Origin of the sequence: Microbacterium sp. AB (genome assembly GCF_032878875.1) — a bacterium.
Taxonomy (GTDB): domain Bacteria; phylum Actinomycetota; class Actinomycetes; order Actinomycetales; family Microbacteriaceae; genus Microbacterium; species Microbacterium betulae.
In genome coordinates, this window is the sequence record NZ_CP118157.1 from 1,982,931 (window position 1) to 1,998,970 (window position 16,040).

14 protein-coding genes are annotated in these 16,040 nt (G+C 73.0%); 8 read left to right on the plus strand and 6 right to left on the minus strand.

What is annotated here, in order from left to right; all coding sequences use genetic code 11:
- Positions 1-8: 8 nt before the first annotated feature.
- Both lipA and lipB read right to left on the minus strand, forming a co-directional pair.
- Positions 9-998, minus strand: a complete 990-nt coding sequence (gene lipA, locus N8K70_RS09345; RefSeq protein ID WP_317138079.1) for a lipoyl synthase — start codon at positions 996-998, stop codon at positions 9-11.
- Positions 995-1,633 carry a lipoyl(octanoyl) transferase LipB gene (lipB, locus tag N8K70_RS09350; RefSeq protein ID WP_394357833.1) on the minus strand — a complete coding sequence of 213 codons (639 nt, stop codon included), beginning with the start codon at positions 1,631-1,633 and terminating at the stop codon, positions 995-997. Before lipB ends, lipA begins: the two co-directional genes overlap by 4 nt.
- A 114-nt stretch (positions 1,634-1,747) precedes the next feature.
- Between lipB and N8K70_RS09355 the strand changes: the two genes are divergently transcribed.
- Genes N8K70_RS09355 through N8K70_RS09370 form a run of 4 tightly spaced genes read left to right on the plus strand, consistent with a single transcriptional unit; the run spans position 1,748 to position 6,720 of the window.
- Positions 1,748-3,376, plus strand: a complete 1,629-nt coding sequence (locus N8K70_RS09355) for an ABC transporter substrate-binding protein (protein WP_317138081.1) — start codon at positions 1,748-1,750, stop codon at positions 3,374-3,376.
- A 7-nt stretch (positions 3,377-3,383) separates the two neighbouring features.
- Positions 3,384-4,370, plus strand: coding sequence for an ABC transporter permease (locus tag N8K70_RS09360; RefSeq protein WP_317138082.1), 987 nt, complete (start codon positions 3,384-3,386; stop codon positions 4,368-4,370).
- Complete coding sequence (locus N8K70_RS09365; RefSeq protein WP_317138083.1) at positions 4,367-5,203, plus strand: ABC transporter permease; 837 nt, start codon at positions 4,367-4,369, stop codon at positions 5,201-5,203. The genes N8K70_RS09360 and N8K70_RS09365 overlap by 4 nt, the downstream gene beginning before the upstream one ends.
- Positions 5,200-6,720 carry an ABC transporter ATP-binding protein gene (locus N8K70_RS09370; RefSeq protein WP_317138084.1) on the plus strand — a complete coding sequence of 507 codons (1,521 nt, stop codon included), beginning with the start codon at positions 5,200-5,202 and terminating at the stop codon, positions 6,718-6,720. Before N8K70_RS09365 ends, N8K70_RS09370 begins: the two co-directional genes overlap by 4 nt.
- Here N8K70_RS09370 and N8K70_RS09375 read toward each other — a convergent pair.
- The 4 genes from N8K70_RS09375 to smc are packed head-to-tail and all read right to left on the minus strand — an operon-like array spanning position 6,704 to position 12,796.
- On the minus strand, positions 6,704-7,204 hold the full coding sequence (locus N8K70_RS09375) for a DUF2004 domain-containing protein (RefSeq protein ID WP_317138085.1): 501 nt from the start codon (positions 7,202-7,204) through the stop codon (positions 6,704-6,706). The two genes, N8K70_RS09370 and N8K70_RS09375, sit on opposite strands and share 17 nt — an antisense overlap.
- Before the next feature lie 25 nt (positions 7,205-7,229).
- A complete protein-coding gene (gene ftsY, locus N8K70_RS09380) occupies positions 7,230-8,099 on the minus strand; it encodes a signal recognition particle-docking protein FtsY (protein WP_317138086.1) in 870 nt (289 codons plus the stop codon).
- 36 nt (positions 8,100-8,135) lie between these two features.
- Positions 8,136-9,266: a class I SAM-dependent methyltransferase gene (locus N8K70_RS09385; protein ID WP_317141206.1), complete on the minus strand. Its 1,131-nt coding sequence runs from the start codon at positions 9,264-9,266 to the stop codon at positions 8,136-8,138.
- Positions 9,267-9,274: 8 nt separating this feature from the next.
- On the minus strand, positions 9,275-12,796 hold the full coding sequence (gene smc / locus N8K70_RS09390; RefSeq protein ID WP_317138087.1) for a chromosome segregation protein SMC: 3,522 nt from the start codon (positions 12,794-12,796) through the stop codon (positions 9,275-9,277).
- Positions 12,797-13,019: 223 nt separating this feature from the next.
- Here smc and N8K70_RS09395 point away from each other — a divergent pair, with 223 nt between their 5' ends.
- From N8K70_RS09395 to N8K70_RS09410, 4 genes are all read left to right on the plus strand, one after another.
- Entirely contained in the window at positions 13,020-13,148 is a 129-nt protein-coding gene (locus N8K70_RS09395) for a hypothetical protein (protein WP_317138088.1), read from the plus strand.
- Positions 13,149-13,337: 189 nt separating this feature from the next.
- Positions 13,338-13,637 (plus strand): hypothetical protein, encoded by a 300-nt coding sequence (locus N8K70_RS09400; protein WP_317138089.1) that lies wholly within the window; start codon positions 13,338-13,340, stop codon positions 13,635-13,637.
- Positions 13,638-13,717: 80 nt separating this feature from the next.
- The gene (locus tag N8K70_RS09405; protein WP_317138090.1) at positions 13,718-14,791 is read left to right on the plus strand and encodes a GNAT family N-acetyltransferase; all 1,074 of its coding nucleotides are present in this window, start codon (positions 13,718-13,720) and stop codon (positions 14,789-14,791) included.
- Positions 14,788-15,861 (plus strand): GNAT family N-acetyltransferase, encoded by a 1,074-nt coding sequence (locus tag N8K70_RS09410; protein ID WP_317138091.1) that lies wholly within the window; start codon positions 14,788-14,790, stop codon positions 15,859-15,861. The genes N8K70_RS09405 and N8K70_RS09410 overlap by 4 nt, the downstream gene beginning before the upstream one ends.
- Positions 15,862-16,040: the final 179 nt, after the last annotated feature.

Genomic DNA, 16,040 nt, shown 5'->3' on the forward strand with positions numbered 1-16,040 from the left:
CCCGGCCCTCACACCGCCTGGGCGAACCCGAGGTCCGCGGATGCGGCGATGTGGGCGAGGTGCCCCGGGATCTCACGCCCCTTCGACACCATCGACTGCGCCCAGAGGCGTCCCGCACGGTACGACGAGCGCACGAGCGGACCGGCGAGCACGCCGAGGAACCCGATGCGCTCGGCCTCCTCCTTGAACCCGACGAACTCCTGCGGCTTCACCCAGCGGTGCACCGGGAGATGCCGGGGTGAGGGACGGAGGTACTGCGTGATCGTGATGATGTCGCATCCCGCGTCGTGCAGGTCGTGCAGGGCGCTGACGACCTCCTCGGGCGTCTCGCCCATGCCGAGGATGAGGTTGGACTTCGTGATGAGGCCCGCCTCGTGCGCCTGGGTCAGGACGCCGAGCGAGCGCTCGTAGCGGAACGCGGGGCGGATGCGCTTGAAGATGCGCGGAACCGTCTCGACGTTGTGCGCGAAGACCTCGGGACGCGCGTCGAAGATCTCGCCCAGCAGGGAGGGGTCGCCGTCGTGCTCGTTCGCGAGCAGCTCGACCCCGGTCCGGGGGTTCAGCGCGTGGATCTGCCGCACCGTCTCGGCGTTGAGCCACGCGCCGGTGTCGGGCAGGTCGTCGCGCGCGACGCTCGTGACCGTCGCGTACCGCAGGCCCATGCGGCGGACGCTCTCCGCGACCCGCCTCGGCTCGTCCGTGTCGTACTCCGCCGGCTTCCCCGTGTCGATCTGACAGAAGTCGCAGCGTCTCGTGCACTGCGAGCCGCCGATGAGGAACGTCGCCTCGCGGTCCTCCCAGCACTCGAAGATGTTGGGGCAGCCCGCCTCCTGGCAGACGGTGTGCAGGTCCTCGCTCTTCACGAGCGAGTGGAGCGCCTGATACTCCGGCCCGAGCCTCGCCGTCGTCTTGATCCACGGCGGCTTCTTCTCGATCGGCGTCTGCGCGTTGCGCACCTCCAGCCGCAGCAGCCTGCGACCGTCCGGCGCCGCGGTCATGCCGACACCTCCGCGTACTCGTCCGCGAAGACGCGCTCCACCGTCCCGGCCACGTCCGCCGGCGAGACGATGCGCCCCGTGTGCGCGCTGATCGTCGTCACCCCCGCATCGGCGATGCCGCAGGGGATGATGCCCCCGAACCCGTCGAGGACGTTGTCGCAGTTGATCGCGAAGCCGTGCATCGTGACCCCCTGGGCGACGCGCACGCCGATCGCGGCGACCTTCTCCTCGTGGCGCACGCCCCGCACCCACACGCCGCTGCGTCCTTCCACCTGATAACCGTCCATGCCGTGCGCCGCGAGCACCTCGATGAGCACGCGCTCGAGACGGCGCACGTGGTCCACGACGGCGAGGGGCTCGGGAAGCCGGAAGATCGGATATCCCACGAGCTGCCCCGGGCCGTGCCAGGTGATCCTGCCCCCTCGGTCGACGTCGATCACCGGCGTCCCGTCCCGGGGCCGCTCGTGGGCCTCTGTGCGCTTCCCGGCCGTGTACACGGCCTCGTGCTCGAGGAGGACGAGGGTGTCCGGCCGCTCCCCCGCCACGACGTCGGCATGGATGCGGCGCTGGAGCGCCCAGCCCTCCCCGTAGGGGACGAGATGGGGCGCGAGCCCCGCTTGCACGACGTCGAACACGGACATCCTCCTCGATCATTTCTTGGATGCCGTCCAAGAATACCCCTGTTCGATCCCTCCGCCCGCCACCCCGGTAAAGTTGGACGCCATCCACTTTCCTCACCGAAGGCAGCCATGTCGTCCCGCACCCTCACCGCAGCAGCCTCCCTCTCCGCGCTCGTCCTCCTCGCGGGCTGCTCAGCCTCGCCCGAGGCCGACGAGACCTCCGAGCCCGTCGACGGCGGAACGCTCGTCTACGCGACGGGCGACGCCGAGCCGACCTGCCTCGACCCCCACGTCGGCGGGAACTATCCGCAGGCGCTCATCAGCACGCAGTACCTCGAGCCGCTCGTCGGCCGCGACGCCGACGGCACGATCACGCCGTGGCTCGCGACGGAGTGGGAGACCTCCGAGGACGGCCTCACCTGGGACTTCACGCTGCGCGACGACGTCTCGTTCACCGACGGCACGCCGTTCGACGCGGCGGCCGTCAAGGCGAACATCGAGCACCTGCAGGACCCCGACACGGCCTCCTCGACCGGATACCTCGCCGTGGAGCAGGTCAGCGAGGTCGAGGTCGTCGACGACGCCCACGTGCGCCTGCACCTGTCCACGCCCAAGTCTGCGCTCCTCGAGGCGCTCAGCCAGCAGTGGACGGCCATCCAGTCCCCCGCGGGCATCGCGCGGGGGCAGGAGGAGAACTGCCGGGCGCCCATCGGCACAGGGCCCTTCATCGTGGAGGAGTGGGTGCCGCAGCAGCGCGTCACGCTCGTGCGCAACGAGGACTACGACTCTCCCGGCCCCGAGGCCGACCACGAGGGCCCCGCCTACCTGGACGGCATCGAGTGGCGTTTCATCCCGGATGCGGCGACGCGGCAGGCCGCGCTCGCCTCCGGGGAGGTCGACGTCGTCGACAACCCCCTGCCGTCCGACATCGCCGCGGCGGAGGGACTCGGCTTCACGCACATCGACGCGCCGCGTCCCGGGGCGTCGAACCGCATCGAGCTCAACACCGCGCAGGCGCCGTTCGACGACGTCCTCGTGCGGGAGGCGTTCGTGCGCGCGGCGGACCCGTCGCCCGGCATCGAGTCCCTGTTCCTCGGAGCCGCGACGCGGTCGTACTCGCCGCTGTCGAGCGTGGAGCCCCTCGCCTACTCGGACGAGTCGCTCTTCGTCACGGATCCCGACGCCGCTGACGACCTGCTCGACGAGGCGGGATGGACCGAGCGCGACGACGACGGCACGCGCGTCAAGGACGGCGAGCGTCTCACGGTGCGGTTCCCCGTGTCGACCAATCAGTCGACCGCGGCGGAGCAGTCGCTCTTCGAGCAGATCCAGGCGAACGCCGCGGACGCCGGCTTCGACGTCGTGCTCACGCCCGTGGACCTCTCCGCCTGGTACGGCGCGCTGAGCGCGCACGAGTACGAGGCCGTGAGCGCGCCCTACACGACGGTCGGACCCGACGTGCTGCGCATCCTGTACCACTCCGACGGCACCGTGCCCGCGCCGTCCGGGTACTTCGCCAACCACGCGATGCTGCGCGACCCCGAGCTCGACGCGACGCTCGACGCCGCGGCCTCGGCGCTCGACCCGGACGAGCGGGCCGCCCTCTACGCCGACGCCCAGCGCGTCGTGCTCGACAGCTACGCCGTCCTCCCCCTCTACGACCAGCAGAACCACTTCCTCGTGAACGGCGCCACGGGGGTGACGACCCTCGGCACGGTCGCGACGCCGACGTTCGTCAACGCACGGCTGACCGACTGACCGCGCGATGCCCGCCCTGCGGTGGATCGCTGCGCGCATCGGCGGCGCGCTGCTCGTGGTGTGGATCGTCGCCACGACGGTGTTCTTCGCCCTGCGGGCATCCGGCGATCCGCTGGAGGCGATCCTCGGCGGGCCGGGGTCGCAGGCGAGCCCCGAGGCGGTGGAGGCCGCCCGCCGCGAGTACGGTCTCGATCGGCCGCTCGTCGTGCAGTACCTCCTGCAGCTCTGGCGCGTGTCGACGTTCCAGCTGGGCGACTCGTACGCACGCCGCGAGAGCGTCGTCGGCCTCATCGGGCAGCAGCTGCCGTCGACCCTGCTGCTCGCCGCCCTCGCCCTCGTCCTCGCGTGGCTGCTCGCCGTCGTCGGCGCCGTGATCGCCACCTCGTCGCGCGGGATCGCCGGCCGCGTGGTCGACGCGCTGCTGCGCGGCGTCGAGGTCGTCTCCACCGTCATGCCGCAGTTCTGGCTCGGCACCGTGCTCATCCTGGTCTTCGCATCGTCGCTCGGCCTGCTCCCCGCCACGAGCGCGGGCAACGACCCCGCGAGTCTCGTCCTGCCCGTCGTGACCCTGGCCGTCCCGATCGCGGGCTTCCTCGCGCAGGTCTCGCGGGATGCGCTTCTCGAGGCCGATGCCGCCCCCTTCGCCACGACGGCGCGCGCACGGGGCGCCGCCGAGCACAGGGTGCTGCTGCGGCACACCCTGCGGCATGCGAGCCTTCCCGCCCTCGCGCTGTCGGGATGGGCGTTCGGCAACCTGCTGAGCGGCGCGGTGGTGGTCGAGGTGCTGTTCGCCCGGCCGGGGATCGGGCGGCTGCTGCAGGAGGCCGCCATGGCCCGCGACGTGCCGCTCGTGATCGGCGCCGTGGCGATCGTCGCGGTGCTGTACGTGGCCGTCGTCGTCCTGACCGACGCCGTCGAGCTCCTCGTCGACCCGCGCCTGCGGGGTCCGCGCCCGCGCGTGCTGCGGGCGCCCGACGTGGCGGTGGGCTCGTGAGCACGGTGGGCACGGCCCGTCGGCCCCTCGCCGGACGGCGACGGCTCGGGCCGTCGGGGACGCTCGCGCTCGTCGGCCTCGTGGCGATCCTCACCGCCGTCGTCGCGCCGGGGCTGCTCGCTCCCGGCGACCCGCTCGCGATCGACCCCTCCCGGGCCTTCCTCCCGCCGGGGCCGTCCCATCCGCTCGGCACGGACGAGTCCGGCCGCGACGTGCTCACGCGCATCGTGCACGGCACGGCGGCGTCCGCCGGCATCGGCCTCGCCGCCACGGCCCTCGGCATCGGGACGGGCCTCGTCATCGGATTCGCCGCGGGGCTGGGGCCGCGATGGCTCGACGCGGTCCTCGGACGCGTCATCGAGGTGCTGTTCGCTCTTCCCACGCTCGTCATGGCGCTGCTCCTCGTCGCGATCATCGGCCCGGGCACGCAGAGCTCGGTGCTCGCCATCGGGCTCGCCACGGCGCCGGGCTATGCGCGAATCCTCCGCGCCCGCGTCCGCGGCGTCGCCCGCAGCGACTACGTCGCGCACGCGCGGCTGGAAGGGTCGGGCGGCATGACGGTGTTCCTCCGCCACATCGCGCCGAACACCCTGTGGCCGCTCGTCGCCACCGCGACCCTCGGCATCGGCCAGGCGATCGTGTGGGTGTCCGCGCTGAGCTTCCTCGGGCTCGGCACCCCGCCGCCGTCCCCCGAATGGGGTGCGATGCTCGACGCCGGGCGCGTGTACATCTCGTACGCGTGGTGGCTCACGGTCTTCCCGGGGCTCGCGATCGTCGTCACGGCGACCGTCCTCACCGTGCTCGGACGCCGTCTCGGCGGAGGTGCGAGATGACGCTGCTCGAGGTGACGGGACTCCGGGTGAGCCTCGCCGGAACGGGTGACGTGCTGCGCGGCGTCGATCTGCGCGTCGGCGCCCGCGAATGCCTCGCGATCGTCGGCGAGTCCGGCGCCGGCAAGTCCGTGCTCGCCCGCACGCTGCTCGGGCTCACGCAGGGCGAGCCCGGAGCACGCGTGCACGCCGACGTCTTCTCGCTCGGCGAGCGGGACGTGCGCGGGGTCGGGAGGCGCGGATGGCGGCGACTGCGCGGACGCGAGGTCTCGCTCGTGCTGCAGGACGCGCTGCAGTCGCTCGATCCGCTCCGCACCGTCGAGGCGGAGGTCGGCGAGACGCTCGCCGTCCGGCGCGTCGGCCCCGCGGAGCGGCGGCGGCGCGTCGTGTCGGCGCTCGAGGCCGCGGGGCTCCCCGACGCGTCCCGGCGTCTGCGACAGCGACCGGGGGAGCTCTCGGGCGGCATGCGTCAACGCGTGCTCATCGCCTCCGCCGTCGTCGGCGGTGCGCGCCTCATCGTCGCGGACGAGCCGACGACCGCCCTCGACGCCACCACGGCCGTCCATGTCCTCGACCTGCTCGCACGGCTGCGCGACGAGGGGGCGGGGCTCATCCTCATCAGCCACGACCTGTCCGCCGTGGCCCGGGTCGCCGATCGGATCGCGGTGATCGACGCGGGCGGGATCGTCGAGACCGGCGTCGCGTCCACGATGCTCGGCGCGCCCGCTCACCCCGTGACGCGGGCGCTCATCGCCGCGGCTCCCCGAGGGCCGAAACCCGCTCCGGTCGTCGACGCCGGACGCGTGCTCCTGCGCGGGAGAGCCCTCGTCCGGCGCTACCGCTCCCCCGGCGGCGGGACGACGGCCGCCGTCGACGGCGTCGACGTCACCGTCCGCGCCGGGGAGACCCTCGGCGTCGTCGGCGAGTCGGGCTCGGGCAAGTCGACGCTCGCCCGCCTCCTCGTGGGCGCCGAGCGGCCCGACTCCGGCGCCCTCGAGCCGGGCTCTCCCCCGCCGCGCCTCCGCCTCGTGCCGCAGGATCCTCTCGCGTCCTTCGACCCCCGGCTCACGGTCGAGCGCATCCTCCGGCACGCGCTCCGCGACGGCGCGCCGTCGCCCGCGGAGCTGCTCGCGCGCGTCGGACTCGCCCCGGCGATCCTCGACCGCCGCCCGGCGACGCTCTCCGGCGGTCAGCGCCAGCGCGTCGCGATCGCGCGGGCACTGGCGGGGCGACCCGACGTCCTCGTGTGCGACGAGCCGGTGTCGGCGCTCGACGTGACGACGCAGGCGGAGGTCCTCCGGCTTCTCGCCGGTCTGCAGCGCGAGGACGGGCTCGGCGTCGTCTTCATCTCCCACGACCTCGCCGTCGTCCGCGTCGTCAGCGATCGCGTCGCGGTGATGCGGCACGGACGCGTCGTCGAGGAGGGTCCGACCGAGGCGGTCTACGCAGCCCCGGAGCATCCCTTCACGCGCGAGCTCATCGCCGCCGGCGGCGGAAGGACGGCTACTCCGCGCTCGTGACGGAGTGGATGCCGCCGTCGCTCGTGAGGTTGACGAGGAGGACGTCGTCGGTGGCGTCGGGGTCGAGCGCGTACTCGAGCACCGCGAAGGGGTCCGCGCCGCCGTGCTCGTCCGCCAGGATCGTCATGCTCATGAGGTTGAGCGAGCGGATGATGTCGACCGCCGCGTCCCCGGAGATGTCCACGAGCAGCTCGTCGAGCGCATCGCCGAGGCTCTCCTGCTGCATGAGGATGTATTCGGTGACCTCGCTGGCGCGGTTGTCGACCTCGCCCAGCATCGCGACGCGGCTGCGCCGGTCGACCTCCTCCAACGACGACACGATCGCGGCGGCGGCGTCGAGCGCCTCCTGCGAGACGTCCTCCTGGTCGGGGGCCGTCAGATCGACCGAGACCGTCTGATCGCCGAGCTCGACGTTCTCCGACCAGAAGATCGAGCCGTCGGGGCCGGACTCCAGCAGTCCGAAGAAGTCGTGTTCGATCGCCATGTCGCTTACTCAACCATCCGCGGCGTCACTCGACAAGCGACGCGGCGAACACGTGCGGGGTGAAGCCCGTCAGATCGCCCACGCCCTCGCCCTGACCCAGCAGTTTGACGGGGATCCCCGTGCGTTCCTGCACGGCGAGGACGAAGCCGCCCTTCGCCGATCCGTCGAGCTTGGTGATGACGAGCCCCGTCACTCCGGCGTGCTCGAGGAAGGCCTCCGCCTGCATCACGCCGTTCTGGCCGGTCGTGGCGTCGAGCACGAGCAGCACCTCGCTGATGGGCGCCTGCTTCTCGACGACGCGGCGGATCTTCGTCAGCTCGTCCATGAGGCCGCCCTTCGTGTGCAGCCGCCCCGCGGTGTCCACGAGGACGATCTCCGTGCCGTTCCGCTTGGCGTGGTCGATCGTCTGGAACGCCACCGATGCGGGGTCCTGTCCCTCGCGCTCGGGCCGCACGATGGCCGCCCCTCCCCGCTCGGCCCAGGTGGCGAGCTGCTCGACCGCCGCCGCACGGAACGTGTCGGCGGCGCCGACGACGACGGAACGGCCGTGACGGCGGAGGAAGTTCGCGAACTTGCCGATCGTCGTCGTCTTGCCGACGCCGTTGACGCCGACGACGAGCACGACGGCAGGACGCTCGGTGAGCTTCAGCGTCGTGTCGAACTTCGCGAAGTGCTCCTCGAGCGTCTCCTGCAGCATCCGCTGGAGGTCCCTCGGGTCCGTCGTGCGGAAGCGCTCGACCTTCTCGCGCAGCTCGTCGACGATGCGCTCGGTGATGTCGGGGCCGAAGTCCGCCGTCAGCAGGGCCGTCTCGAGGTCGTCCCAGGTGCTCTCGTCGATCGTCGGCTTGACGAACATCCCGCGCAGCGCGCGCCCGAGTGACCATTTCTCCGCCATGACTCCAGCCTAGTTCGCGCGGCGCGGCCGGCCGGCTCAGCGCCGCGTCGACGCCGTCACGGTGAACCTGCTGTTGCGGCCGACCTGGCGCGTCGGCCCGACGAGGCGCTCGAGCGCCGGACGATAGGCGAGGTGCGAGTTCCACACGCACCACAGCTCGCCCCCGGGGCGCAGCACGCGCGCGGCCTCGCCGAAGAGCCGCGGGGCGATGCGGTCGACGACGGCGGCTCCGGAGTGGAACGGCGGGTTGAGGAGGACCAGATCGGCCGACGCATCCGGACGGGCGCCGAGCCCGTCGTCCCGCGCGACGACCACGCGCCCCGAGAGGCCGTTCGCCTCCGCCGTCGCCGTCGCGGAGGCCACGGCGGCGGCCGACTGGTCGGACGCGATGACGGAGGCGCCGGGATGCGCCAGGGCGTACGACGCGGCGATGGCGCCCGTGCCGCAGCCGAGGTCGACGGCGCGCTCGACCACCGGCATGTCGGGCAGGAACCCGAGGAGGAACCGCGTGCCGAGGTCGACGGAGGAGCCGGCGAACGCCGCGCCGTGGGCGCACACCGTGATCCCGAGGTCCTCGTGTCGCTCGCTGCGCGGCCATCCTCGTCGCCCCGCGCGCCGGGGCCGCGTCGCGTGCAGCACACGCGACTTGCTCGCCGCTCTGCTGGCGCGCACGTCGGCGAAGTGCCGCGCGAGCACGTCGTTCATCCCGAGCGTCATGTGCTTGACGCGTCCGCCCGCCACGAGGCGCACGTCGGCGGCCGCGTGCGCGGCCACGAGGCCCGCGATCTCGTCGAGGGCGTCGAGCGCGCGCGGCAGCTGCAGCAGCACGAGCCGTGCGTCCCGGACGAGGTCGGCGTCGAGCCCGTGACGCGCCACGCGGGCGACGTCGACTCCGACCGCATCCGCGTTGCGCTCGAGGGCGCGCTCGCCCGTGATCGCATCCTGATGGAGCCGGATGCGTCTCGTGGGATCGGCCGCGACCAGGGGAAGCGTCAGCCCGCCGTAACGGTCGCCGATCACGACGAGCTCCCCCGCGTGCGGCGCCGACTCGGCGAGGACGAGCCGGTCGCTCGCGTCCGCGGCGACGAGATCGTGGGCCTCGACGTCCGGGCGCCGACGGAGGCGTCCGGCGATCGCGTCGAACGCCGCGACCGCATCGCGGTGCATGCCGTCGGTCACGACGCGGCGCGCTCGTTGATCCGCTGGCCCACGACCGCGGAGACGCCGTCCTGGCGCATCGAGACGCCGTAGAGCGCGTCGGCGATCTCCATCGTGCGCTTCTGATGCGTGATGACGATGAGCTGACTCGACTCCCGCAGCTGCTCGAAGACGCCGAGCAGGCGGCCGAGGTTGGCGTCGTCGAGGGCGGCCTCGACCTCGTCGAGGATGTAGAACGGGCTCGGCCGCGCCTTGAAGATCGCGGTGAGGAGCGCGACCGCGGCGAGCGAGCGCTCTCCGCCCGACAGCAGCGAGAGGCGCTCGATCTTCTTGCCGACGGGGCGGACGGCGACCTCGATGCCGGTCGTGAGCATGTCGTCGGGATTCGTCAGGGCGATGCTGCCGGTGCCGCCGGGGAAGAGGATCGGGAACACCTCGTGGAACGCCGTCTTCGTGTCCTCGAACGCGGCGGCGAAGATCGTCTGCATGCGCTCGTCGAGATCGGCGATGATCGTCATCAGGTCCTTGCGGGTCTGGACGAGGTCGTCGAGCTGCTCGGTGAGGAACCTGTGCCGCTGCTCGAGCGCGGCGAACTCCTCGAGCGCGAGCGGATTGACACGGCCGAGCTGCGACAGCTTGCGCTCCGCGTCGCGCAGCCGGCGCTCCTGCGCCCTCCGGTCGTACGGCACGGCGGCCGGTTCGTCGTCGGACGCCTCGGCGTCGGGGGCGTCGCCCGGCACCGGCTGATCGGGACCGTACTCGGCGACGAGGATGTCCTCGGCGAGGCCGAGCTCGCTCGAGACGCGCTCCAGCAGGCTCGTGAGGTGGAGCTTCTTCTCGTGGATCTGGAGCTCGATCCCGTGCACGCTCTCGGTGAGACCCGTGAGGCGCTCGCGGAGGCGCCCCTCCTGCTGACGCAGCTCGCGCAGCTCGGCCGACACGGCCGAGCGCGCGCTCTCCGCCTCGGCCAGCGCGACCCTGGCCTGCGTGACCGAGCGGTCCACGGAGTCCAGGAGGGCGGGGAGCTCGTCCGCGACGCCCTCGGCGATCTCCCGCTGCGCGCGGCGCACGACCGCGCGCCGCGCGGCCTGCTCCGCCGCGGTCTGCTCGCGCTCGCGCTGACGTTCCAGTCCCGCGACCCGCGCCTGCGCCGCCCGGACCCGCTCGCGGAGCGTCTCGACCTCCAGGCGTGCAGCCATCTCGCCCTCCCGCGCCGACTCGAGCGCGGCGAGCAGTCCGTCGCGCGCGGACGCGTCCAGGATCGGGCGCGGCTGCACGAGCGCGCGGTCGAGCTCCGCCCGGGCGGAGGTCGCCTTCGTCTCGGCGTCGGTCACCGCGGCCGTCGCCTGCGCCAGTCCGGTCTCCAGGCGCTCGCACTCCGCGATGGCCGCCTCGTGGCGGACCGTGACCTTGTTCACGTGCTCGGCGTGCTGCGCCAGCTGCGCGTCGTGGGCGCGCAGCTCCTGCAGGCGCTCCTTCGTCGCGCGTCGCGCGCTCTGCAGCCGCTCGTTCGCGTCCTGCCGCTGCCCGCCGAGATCCTCCACCGTCGCCTGCACCTCCGCGAGACGCGCGGCAGCGGCATCTCGCTCGGCCTGGAGCTCGAGGCGCGACCGTTCGCCGCCCGAGCCGGCACGGAGGGTTTGCGCCGTGCCGACCTCTCCGGCGCGCGTCACGACGGTGAGCGAGAGCAGATCCTCGTCCGCGGAGGCGAACGCGTCGCGCGCGGCGTCGAGGTCGTCGACGACGACGACGCGCGCGAGCAGGCCGATCACGCCGTCCGGAGCCGTGACGACGTCTCCCGCCGCCGTGAGGCCCGGCCGCGCGACCGGCGCCGCGGACGGGACGGGGGCGTCCGCGATGACGACGTCGACGACGCCGACGTCGTCCGCCTCGCGCGCTGCGGCGTATGCCGCATCGGCGTCCTCGACGAGCAGCCCTTCGGCGAGGGGCCCGAGCACCGCGGCGACGGCCGCCTCGAAACCGGGCTCGACCTGCACGCTCTCCCCGACGAGGCCGCGGATGCCCCTCCCGCCCCGCGCGATGAGCTCGGCCGCCCCGTTCCTGACGTCGAGCGCGCTGCCGAGCGCCGAGACCTTCGCCGCGAGGGCGTCCGCCTCGCGTTCGGCGGCCCGGTGGCCCTCGCGAAGCCCCTCGAGCGCGGCCTCGGCGTCGGCGGCCTGCCGCTGCGCCTCCTCGTAGGCGGCCTGCAGCTCGGCGGCCACGCCCGCCGAGACGGCGACGTCCTCGAGCGACTCGAAGGCCTCGGTCGCCCGCACACGGCGCTCGTTCGCAGCGTCGAGGGCGTTCTGCTGGCGCAGCACCGCTCCGCGCACCGCCGCGAGCGTCTGCTGCGCGGCCTCCGCCGCGCCGCGGAGCGTCGTCAGCCGCATGTCGTGCGCCGACACGAGGGCGCTCTGCTCCGCGATGTCGGCGTCGAGGGCGTCGAGCTCGGCGCGGGCGGCGACGACCTCGCGCGAGGCCGCCTGGACGACGTCCTGCGCCGCGCCGGCGCCGTCGCCGATCTCGACGATCTCCGCGCGCGCCTCGTCGATGACGCTCTGGGTGACCGTGACCTGCGGACCGGTGCCGTCGTCGTCCGCTCCGAGCAGGGCGAGGCGCTGGTTCGCGAGCGTGTACAGCCCGCGCAGGCGCTCCTGCACCTGCTCGAGCCCGAAGAGCACGCGCCGGGCGTCGTCGACGGCCTCCGCGTTCTGCTCCCGCTCGAGCGCCGCGATGCGCGCCTTCACTCCGTCCGCCTGCTCCTGCAGGACGAGGCGCTCGGTGTGCCGCTCCTGCTCGTCGCGTGCGTGATCCGACAGCACGCGCCGCAGCTGCACCACGTCGTCGGCGAACAGCCTCGCCTTCGCGTCGCGCACGACGGCGGCGATCGTCTGCGCCTCGCGCGCGATCTCGGCCTGACGCCCCAGCGGCTTCAGCTGGCGCCGGATCTCGCCGGCGAGATCGCTCAGACGCGTGAGGTTCTGCTCCATCGCCTCGAGCTTGCGAACCGTCTTCTCCTTGCGGCGGCGGTGCTTGAGGATGCCGGCCGCCTCCTCGACGAAGCCGCGCCGCTCCTCCGGCGAGGCCTGCAGCACCGTGTCCAGGCGTCCCTGCCCGACGATGACGTGCATCTCCCGCCCGAGGCCCGAGTCGCTCAGCAGCTCCTGCACGTCGAGGAGACGGCATGACTCGCCGTTGATCGCATACTCGCTCTGTCCGTTGCGGAACAGCGTGCGGCTGATCGTCACCTCGCTGTACTCGATCGGCAGCGCGCCGTCGGCGTTGTCGATCGTCAGCTGCACCTCGGCGCGCCCGAGGGGCCCGCGCGTCGCGGTGCCGGCGAAGATGACGTCCTCCATCTTGCCTCCGCGAAGGGTCTTCGCCCCCTGCTCCCCCATGACCCATGCGAGGGCGTCGACGACGTTCGACTTGCCGGATCCGTTCGGGCCGACGATCGCGGTGACCCCGGGCTCGAGGGCGAACGACGTCGGCTGCGCGAAGGATTTGAAGCCCTTGAGCGTGAGGCTCTTCAAGTGCATCCGCGCGCCTCCCTCCCTCTCGTCGCCTGGGAAAATCAGGTCTCACGGTACCCGACGCACACGCCGCGGCGGGCGCACGACGGCGGCTCGGCGTGCGGAAACCTGAGAATCCGCTTGACGGCGGCGGCGCATCTGCGTAACGTATCTGATCGCGACGTCCGATCCCGGGCGTCACCGGCTCAGGATGATCCGCCCGCACCGGGAACGAGAGGAGGAAGCCGACATGGATACGCACACCGCATTCGTCGCGACGTTCGCGTTCCCGGCCTCCGTCCCCGACCGCGCAGCGCGACGTCTCCTGGCCGGAGGGTGCCTCGCCGGCGGAGCCGGCTTCGCCCGACCCCTGGCGTAGGGCCCCGGCACTGCCGGATCTCCGCCGAGCGACCGGGCACGACGCCCGGCCTCCTGCGTCCCTCTGACGCATCCCCTGCCCGAGCGCTCCGGGCCATGCCCGCTCCGCCCGCGCTCTCCTCGCCGTCCCCGGATCCACGGGGCCGACCTCCCGTTCCCGCACGGGAGCATCCCTTCCGAAGGAACCATCGTGAACACGACCGATCTGTCCCCCACCGCCCACCCTCCTCAAGCCGGGCCGTCCCCGGCGCGCGTCGAGGACGCGATCGCCGCGATCCCCGCGCGCACGCCGCGGACGTCGACCGCCGACCGGCTTGCGATGCGCATCGGCCTGTGGCTGCTGCTGTGGAGCACGCGTCCCTCCGACGATCGCGAGAGCGCAGAACGCGCACACGCCGCGAGGCTGGTCGCGGACGCGACCCGCGCCGAGCACGACGTCGCGGTCGCCCGGGCGCAGTCCCTCTACGGCGCGCACAGGTTCATCCGATGACCGCGCCGTCCGCGCCCCGCGGAGCCTCCGACTCTGCGGGGCGCGCACCCGCCCTTTCCGCCGGCTCCGGAGACGACGCCATGCCCCTCACCGTCGAACCCCTTCACCTGCCCGAGACCGTCGACGCCGGCGACGCCGGCGACTACGTCGCGTTCGTGCGCGCCTCGAACGCCCTCTGGCAGCACGACTCCGGCACCGACCTGTTCCGCGAGGACGCGGCGGAGCGGCTCGTCGGCCTGCGGGACACCACGTACGTCGAGAAGATCGGCGTCGTCGCGCGACGCGGCGACCGGCCCGTCGGCTTCGGCCTCCTCGCCTACTCGCGCACGACGCGCCGCAATGCGAACGCCGACGTCGTCGTCGCCCCCGAGCACCGCGACCGTGCCGTGGAGGATGCGATCCTCGCGGAGCTCGAGCGGATCGCGCGGGCGCGCGGACGTTCCGCCCTGCTGTCCTTCGGCTTCACGACCGTCGACGACGGTGGCCGACGCCTGCCGTCGCCCACCGGGTTCGGCTCCGTGCCGCTCGACGCGTGGCAGACGCGATTCTTCCAGCGGAACGGCTTCGCGCTGGGCCAGGTCGAGCGTGCGAGCACGTTCGACCTCGACGGGTCGTTCGACGAGACCGATGCGCTCCTCGACGCCGCCCTCGCCAAGGCCGGGCCCGACTACACCCCGGTGTGGTGGCGCATCCCGACGCCCGAGGAGCACATCGACGGCTACGTCGCCGCCGTCGCACGCATGGACACCGATCCGCCGAGCGGCGACCTCGAGCCCGAGCAGGACGTCTGGACGGCACGGCGCGTCCGCGCCCGCGAGGACCTCATGCTCCGCGGCGGCCAGACGAAGGCGGTGACGGCCGTCGTCCACGAGCCGACCGGCACGATCGCCGCGTTCAACGAGCTCGTGATCGGCGCCGACCGCGCGCGCCCGACGGAGAACCACGACACGCTCGTCATGCCCGAGCACAGGGGGCGCCGGCTGGGCACGATCGTGAAGTGCCTCGGACTGCGCCACTGGCGGGAGCTCGTCCCCGAGTCGCCCGTCGTCGAGACCTTCAACGCGGAGGAGAACCGCTACATGCTCGACGTCAACGAGGCCGTGGGGTTCCGACCCGCCGCGTACTCGGGCGAGTGGCGAAAGGAGCTGTCATGACCTGGACCATCGACCCCCTTCGCGTTCCCGCGGCGCTGGACGACGCCGATGCGCAGGACTTCCGGGAGTTCTGGCGGATCGGCAACGAGGCGTGGCGGCGCGACACGGGCACGGACGTCAACGACGACGACGCGGCCGACGTCCTCGAGCGCTGGCGTGAGGAGACGTATCGCACGCACGCGGGGCTCGTCGCACGCGAAGGCGGGCGCGTCATCGCCGCCGGATCGCTCGAGATCGAGAAGACCGTCGCGCGGACGGCCGAGATCGACGTCAGCGTGGCCGCGGGCCATGAGCGCACCGGCGTCGCCGACGCCCTGCTCGCCGCCGTCGAGGGCCTCGCGCGCGAGCACGGTCGCTCCGTCCTCCAGACGTGGACCGGCCACCGACCGGACGCCGGAGCGGAGCGGCTCGTGCCGCCCACCGGAGCCGGGGCCATCCCCGCGCACGACCCGCCGACCGAGCGCATGGTCCGGGCGGGGTACGCGCTCCGCCAGGTCGAGCGCAACAGCGTGTTCGACCTGCACGGCTCGTACGACGCCGTCGACCGTCTGCTCGAGAGCGCCGTCGCGAAGGCGGGCCCCGACTACCGCGTCGTGTGGTGGTCGGGCCCCGTACCCGACCGGTACGCGGACGGCTACGCGCGTGCGGTCTCCCGGATGAGCACGGACGTCCCCGCGGGCGACATGGTGACGGAGCAGCGGCACTGGGATGCCGCGCGCCTCCGCGAACGCGACGCGCGGCTCGCGAGGGCGGGATCGCTCATGGGCGTGACGCTCGTCGTGCACGAGCCGACGGGCGAGGTCGCCGCGTTCAACGACCTGCAGATCGGGTCGGACCACACGCGCCCCACCGCACAGTACGGCACGCTCGTCATGCCCGAGCACCGCGGGCGCCGCCTCGGCGCGATCGTCAAGTGCGTCGGTCTGCGCAACTGGCACGAGGCGGTGCCGGAGTCGCCGTGCGTCTCCACGTTCAACGCCGAGGAGAACCGCTACATGCTCGACGTCAACGAGGCCGTCGGCTTCCGGCCGGTCAGCTATGCGGCGGCCTGGGAGAAGACGCTGGGCTGAGCCTGCGGCGGGGCCGGATCGTCTTCGGCCCCGCCCGCCGTTCAGGCGTAGTCGTAGAAGCCCGCGCCCGTGCGTCTTTTTTCATTCACGTGAATACCTTCTCGCCCTCCGGTCTACTCCTCTCGCCTGAGCGGGCCGTCCGATTTCGCTTCCGGCGCATCCCTTCCCTCCGCCTCGGT

Bases quoted from the DNA above. Each gene is read 5' to 3' on its own strand.
- N8K70_RS09410 (WP_317138091.1), top strand. From the start codon at position 14,788: ATGACCTGGACCATCGACCCCCTTCGCGTTCCCGCGGCGCTGGACGAC.
- N8K70_RS09375 (WP_317138085.1), bottom strand. From the start codon at position 7,204: ATGGCGATCGAACACGACTTCTTCGGACTGCTGGAGTCCGGCCCCGAC.
- N8K70_RS09370 (WP_317138084.1), top strand. From the start codon at position 5,200: ATGACGCTGCTCGAGGTGACGGGACTCCGGGTGAGCCTCGCCGGAACG.
- ftsY (WP_317138086.1), bottom strand. From the start codon at position 8,099: ATGGCGGAGAAATGGTCACTCGGGCGCGCGCTGCGCGGGATGTTCGTC.
- N8K70_RS09355 (WP_317138081.1), top strand. From the start codon at position 1,748: ATGTCGTCCCGCACCCTCACCGCAGCAGCCTCCCTCTCCGCGCTCGTC.
- lipA (WP_317138079.1), bottom strand. From the start codon at position 998: ATGACCGCGGCGCCGGACGGTCGCAGGCTGCTGCGGCTGGAGGTGCGC.
- N8K70_RS09395 (WP_317138088.1), top strand. From the start codon at position 13,020: ATGGATACGCACACCGCATTCGTCGCGACGTTCGCGTTCCCGGCCTCC.
- smc (WP_317138087.1), bottom strand. From the start codon at position 12,796: ATGCACTTGAAGAGCCTCACGCTCAAGGGCTTCAAATCCTTCGCGCAG.
- N8K70_RS09405 (WP_317138090.1), top strand. From the start codon at position 13,718: ATGCCCCTCACCGTCGAACCCCTTCACCTGCCCGAGACCGTCGACGCC.
- N8K70_RS09385 (WP_317141206.1), bottom strand. From the start codon at position 9,266: ATGCACCGCGATGCGGTCGCGGCGTTCGACGCGATCGCCGGACGCCTC.
- N8K70_RS09360 (WP_317138082.1), top strand. From the start codon at position 3,384: ATGCCCGCCCTGCGGTGGATCGCTGCGCGCATCGGCGGCGCGCTGCTC.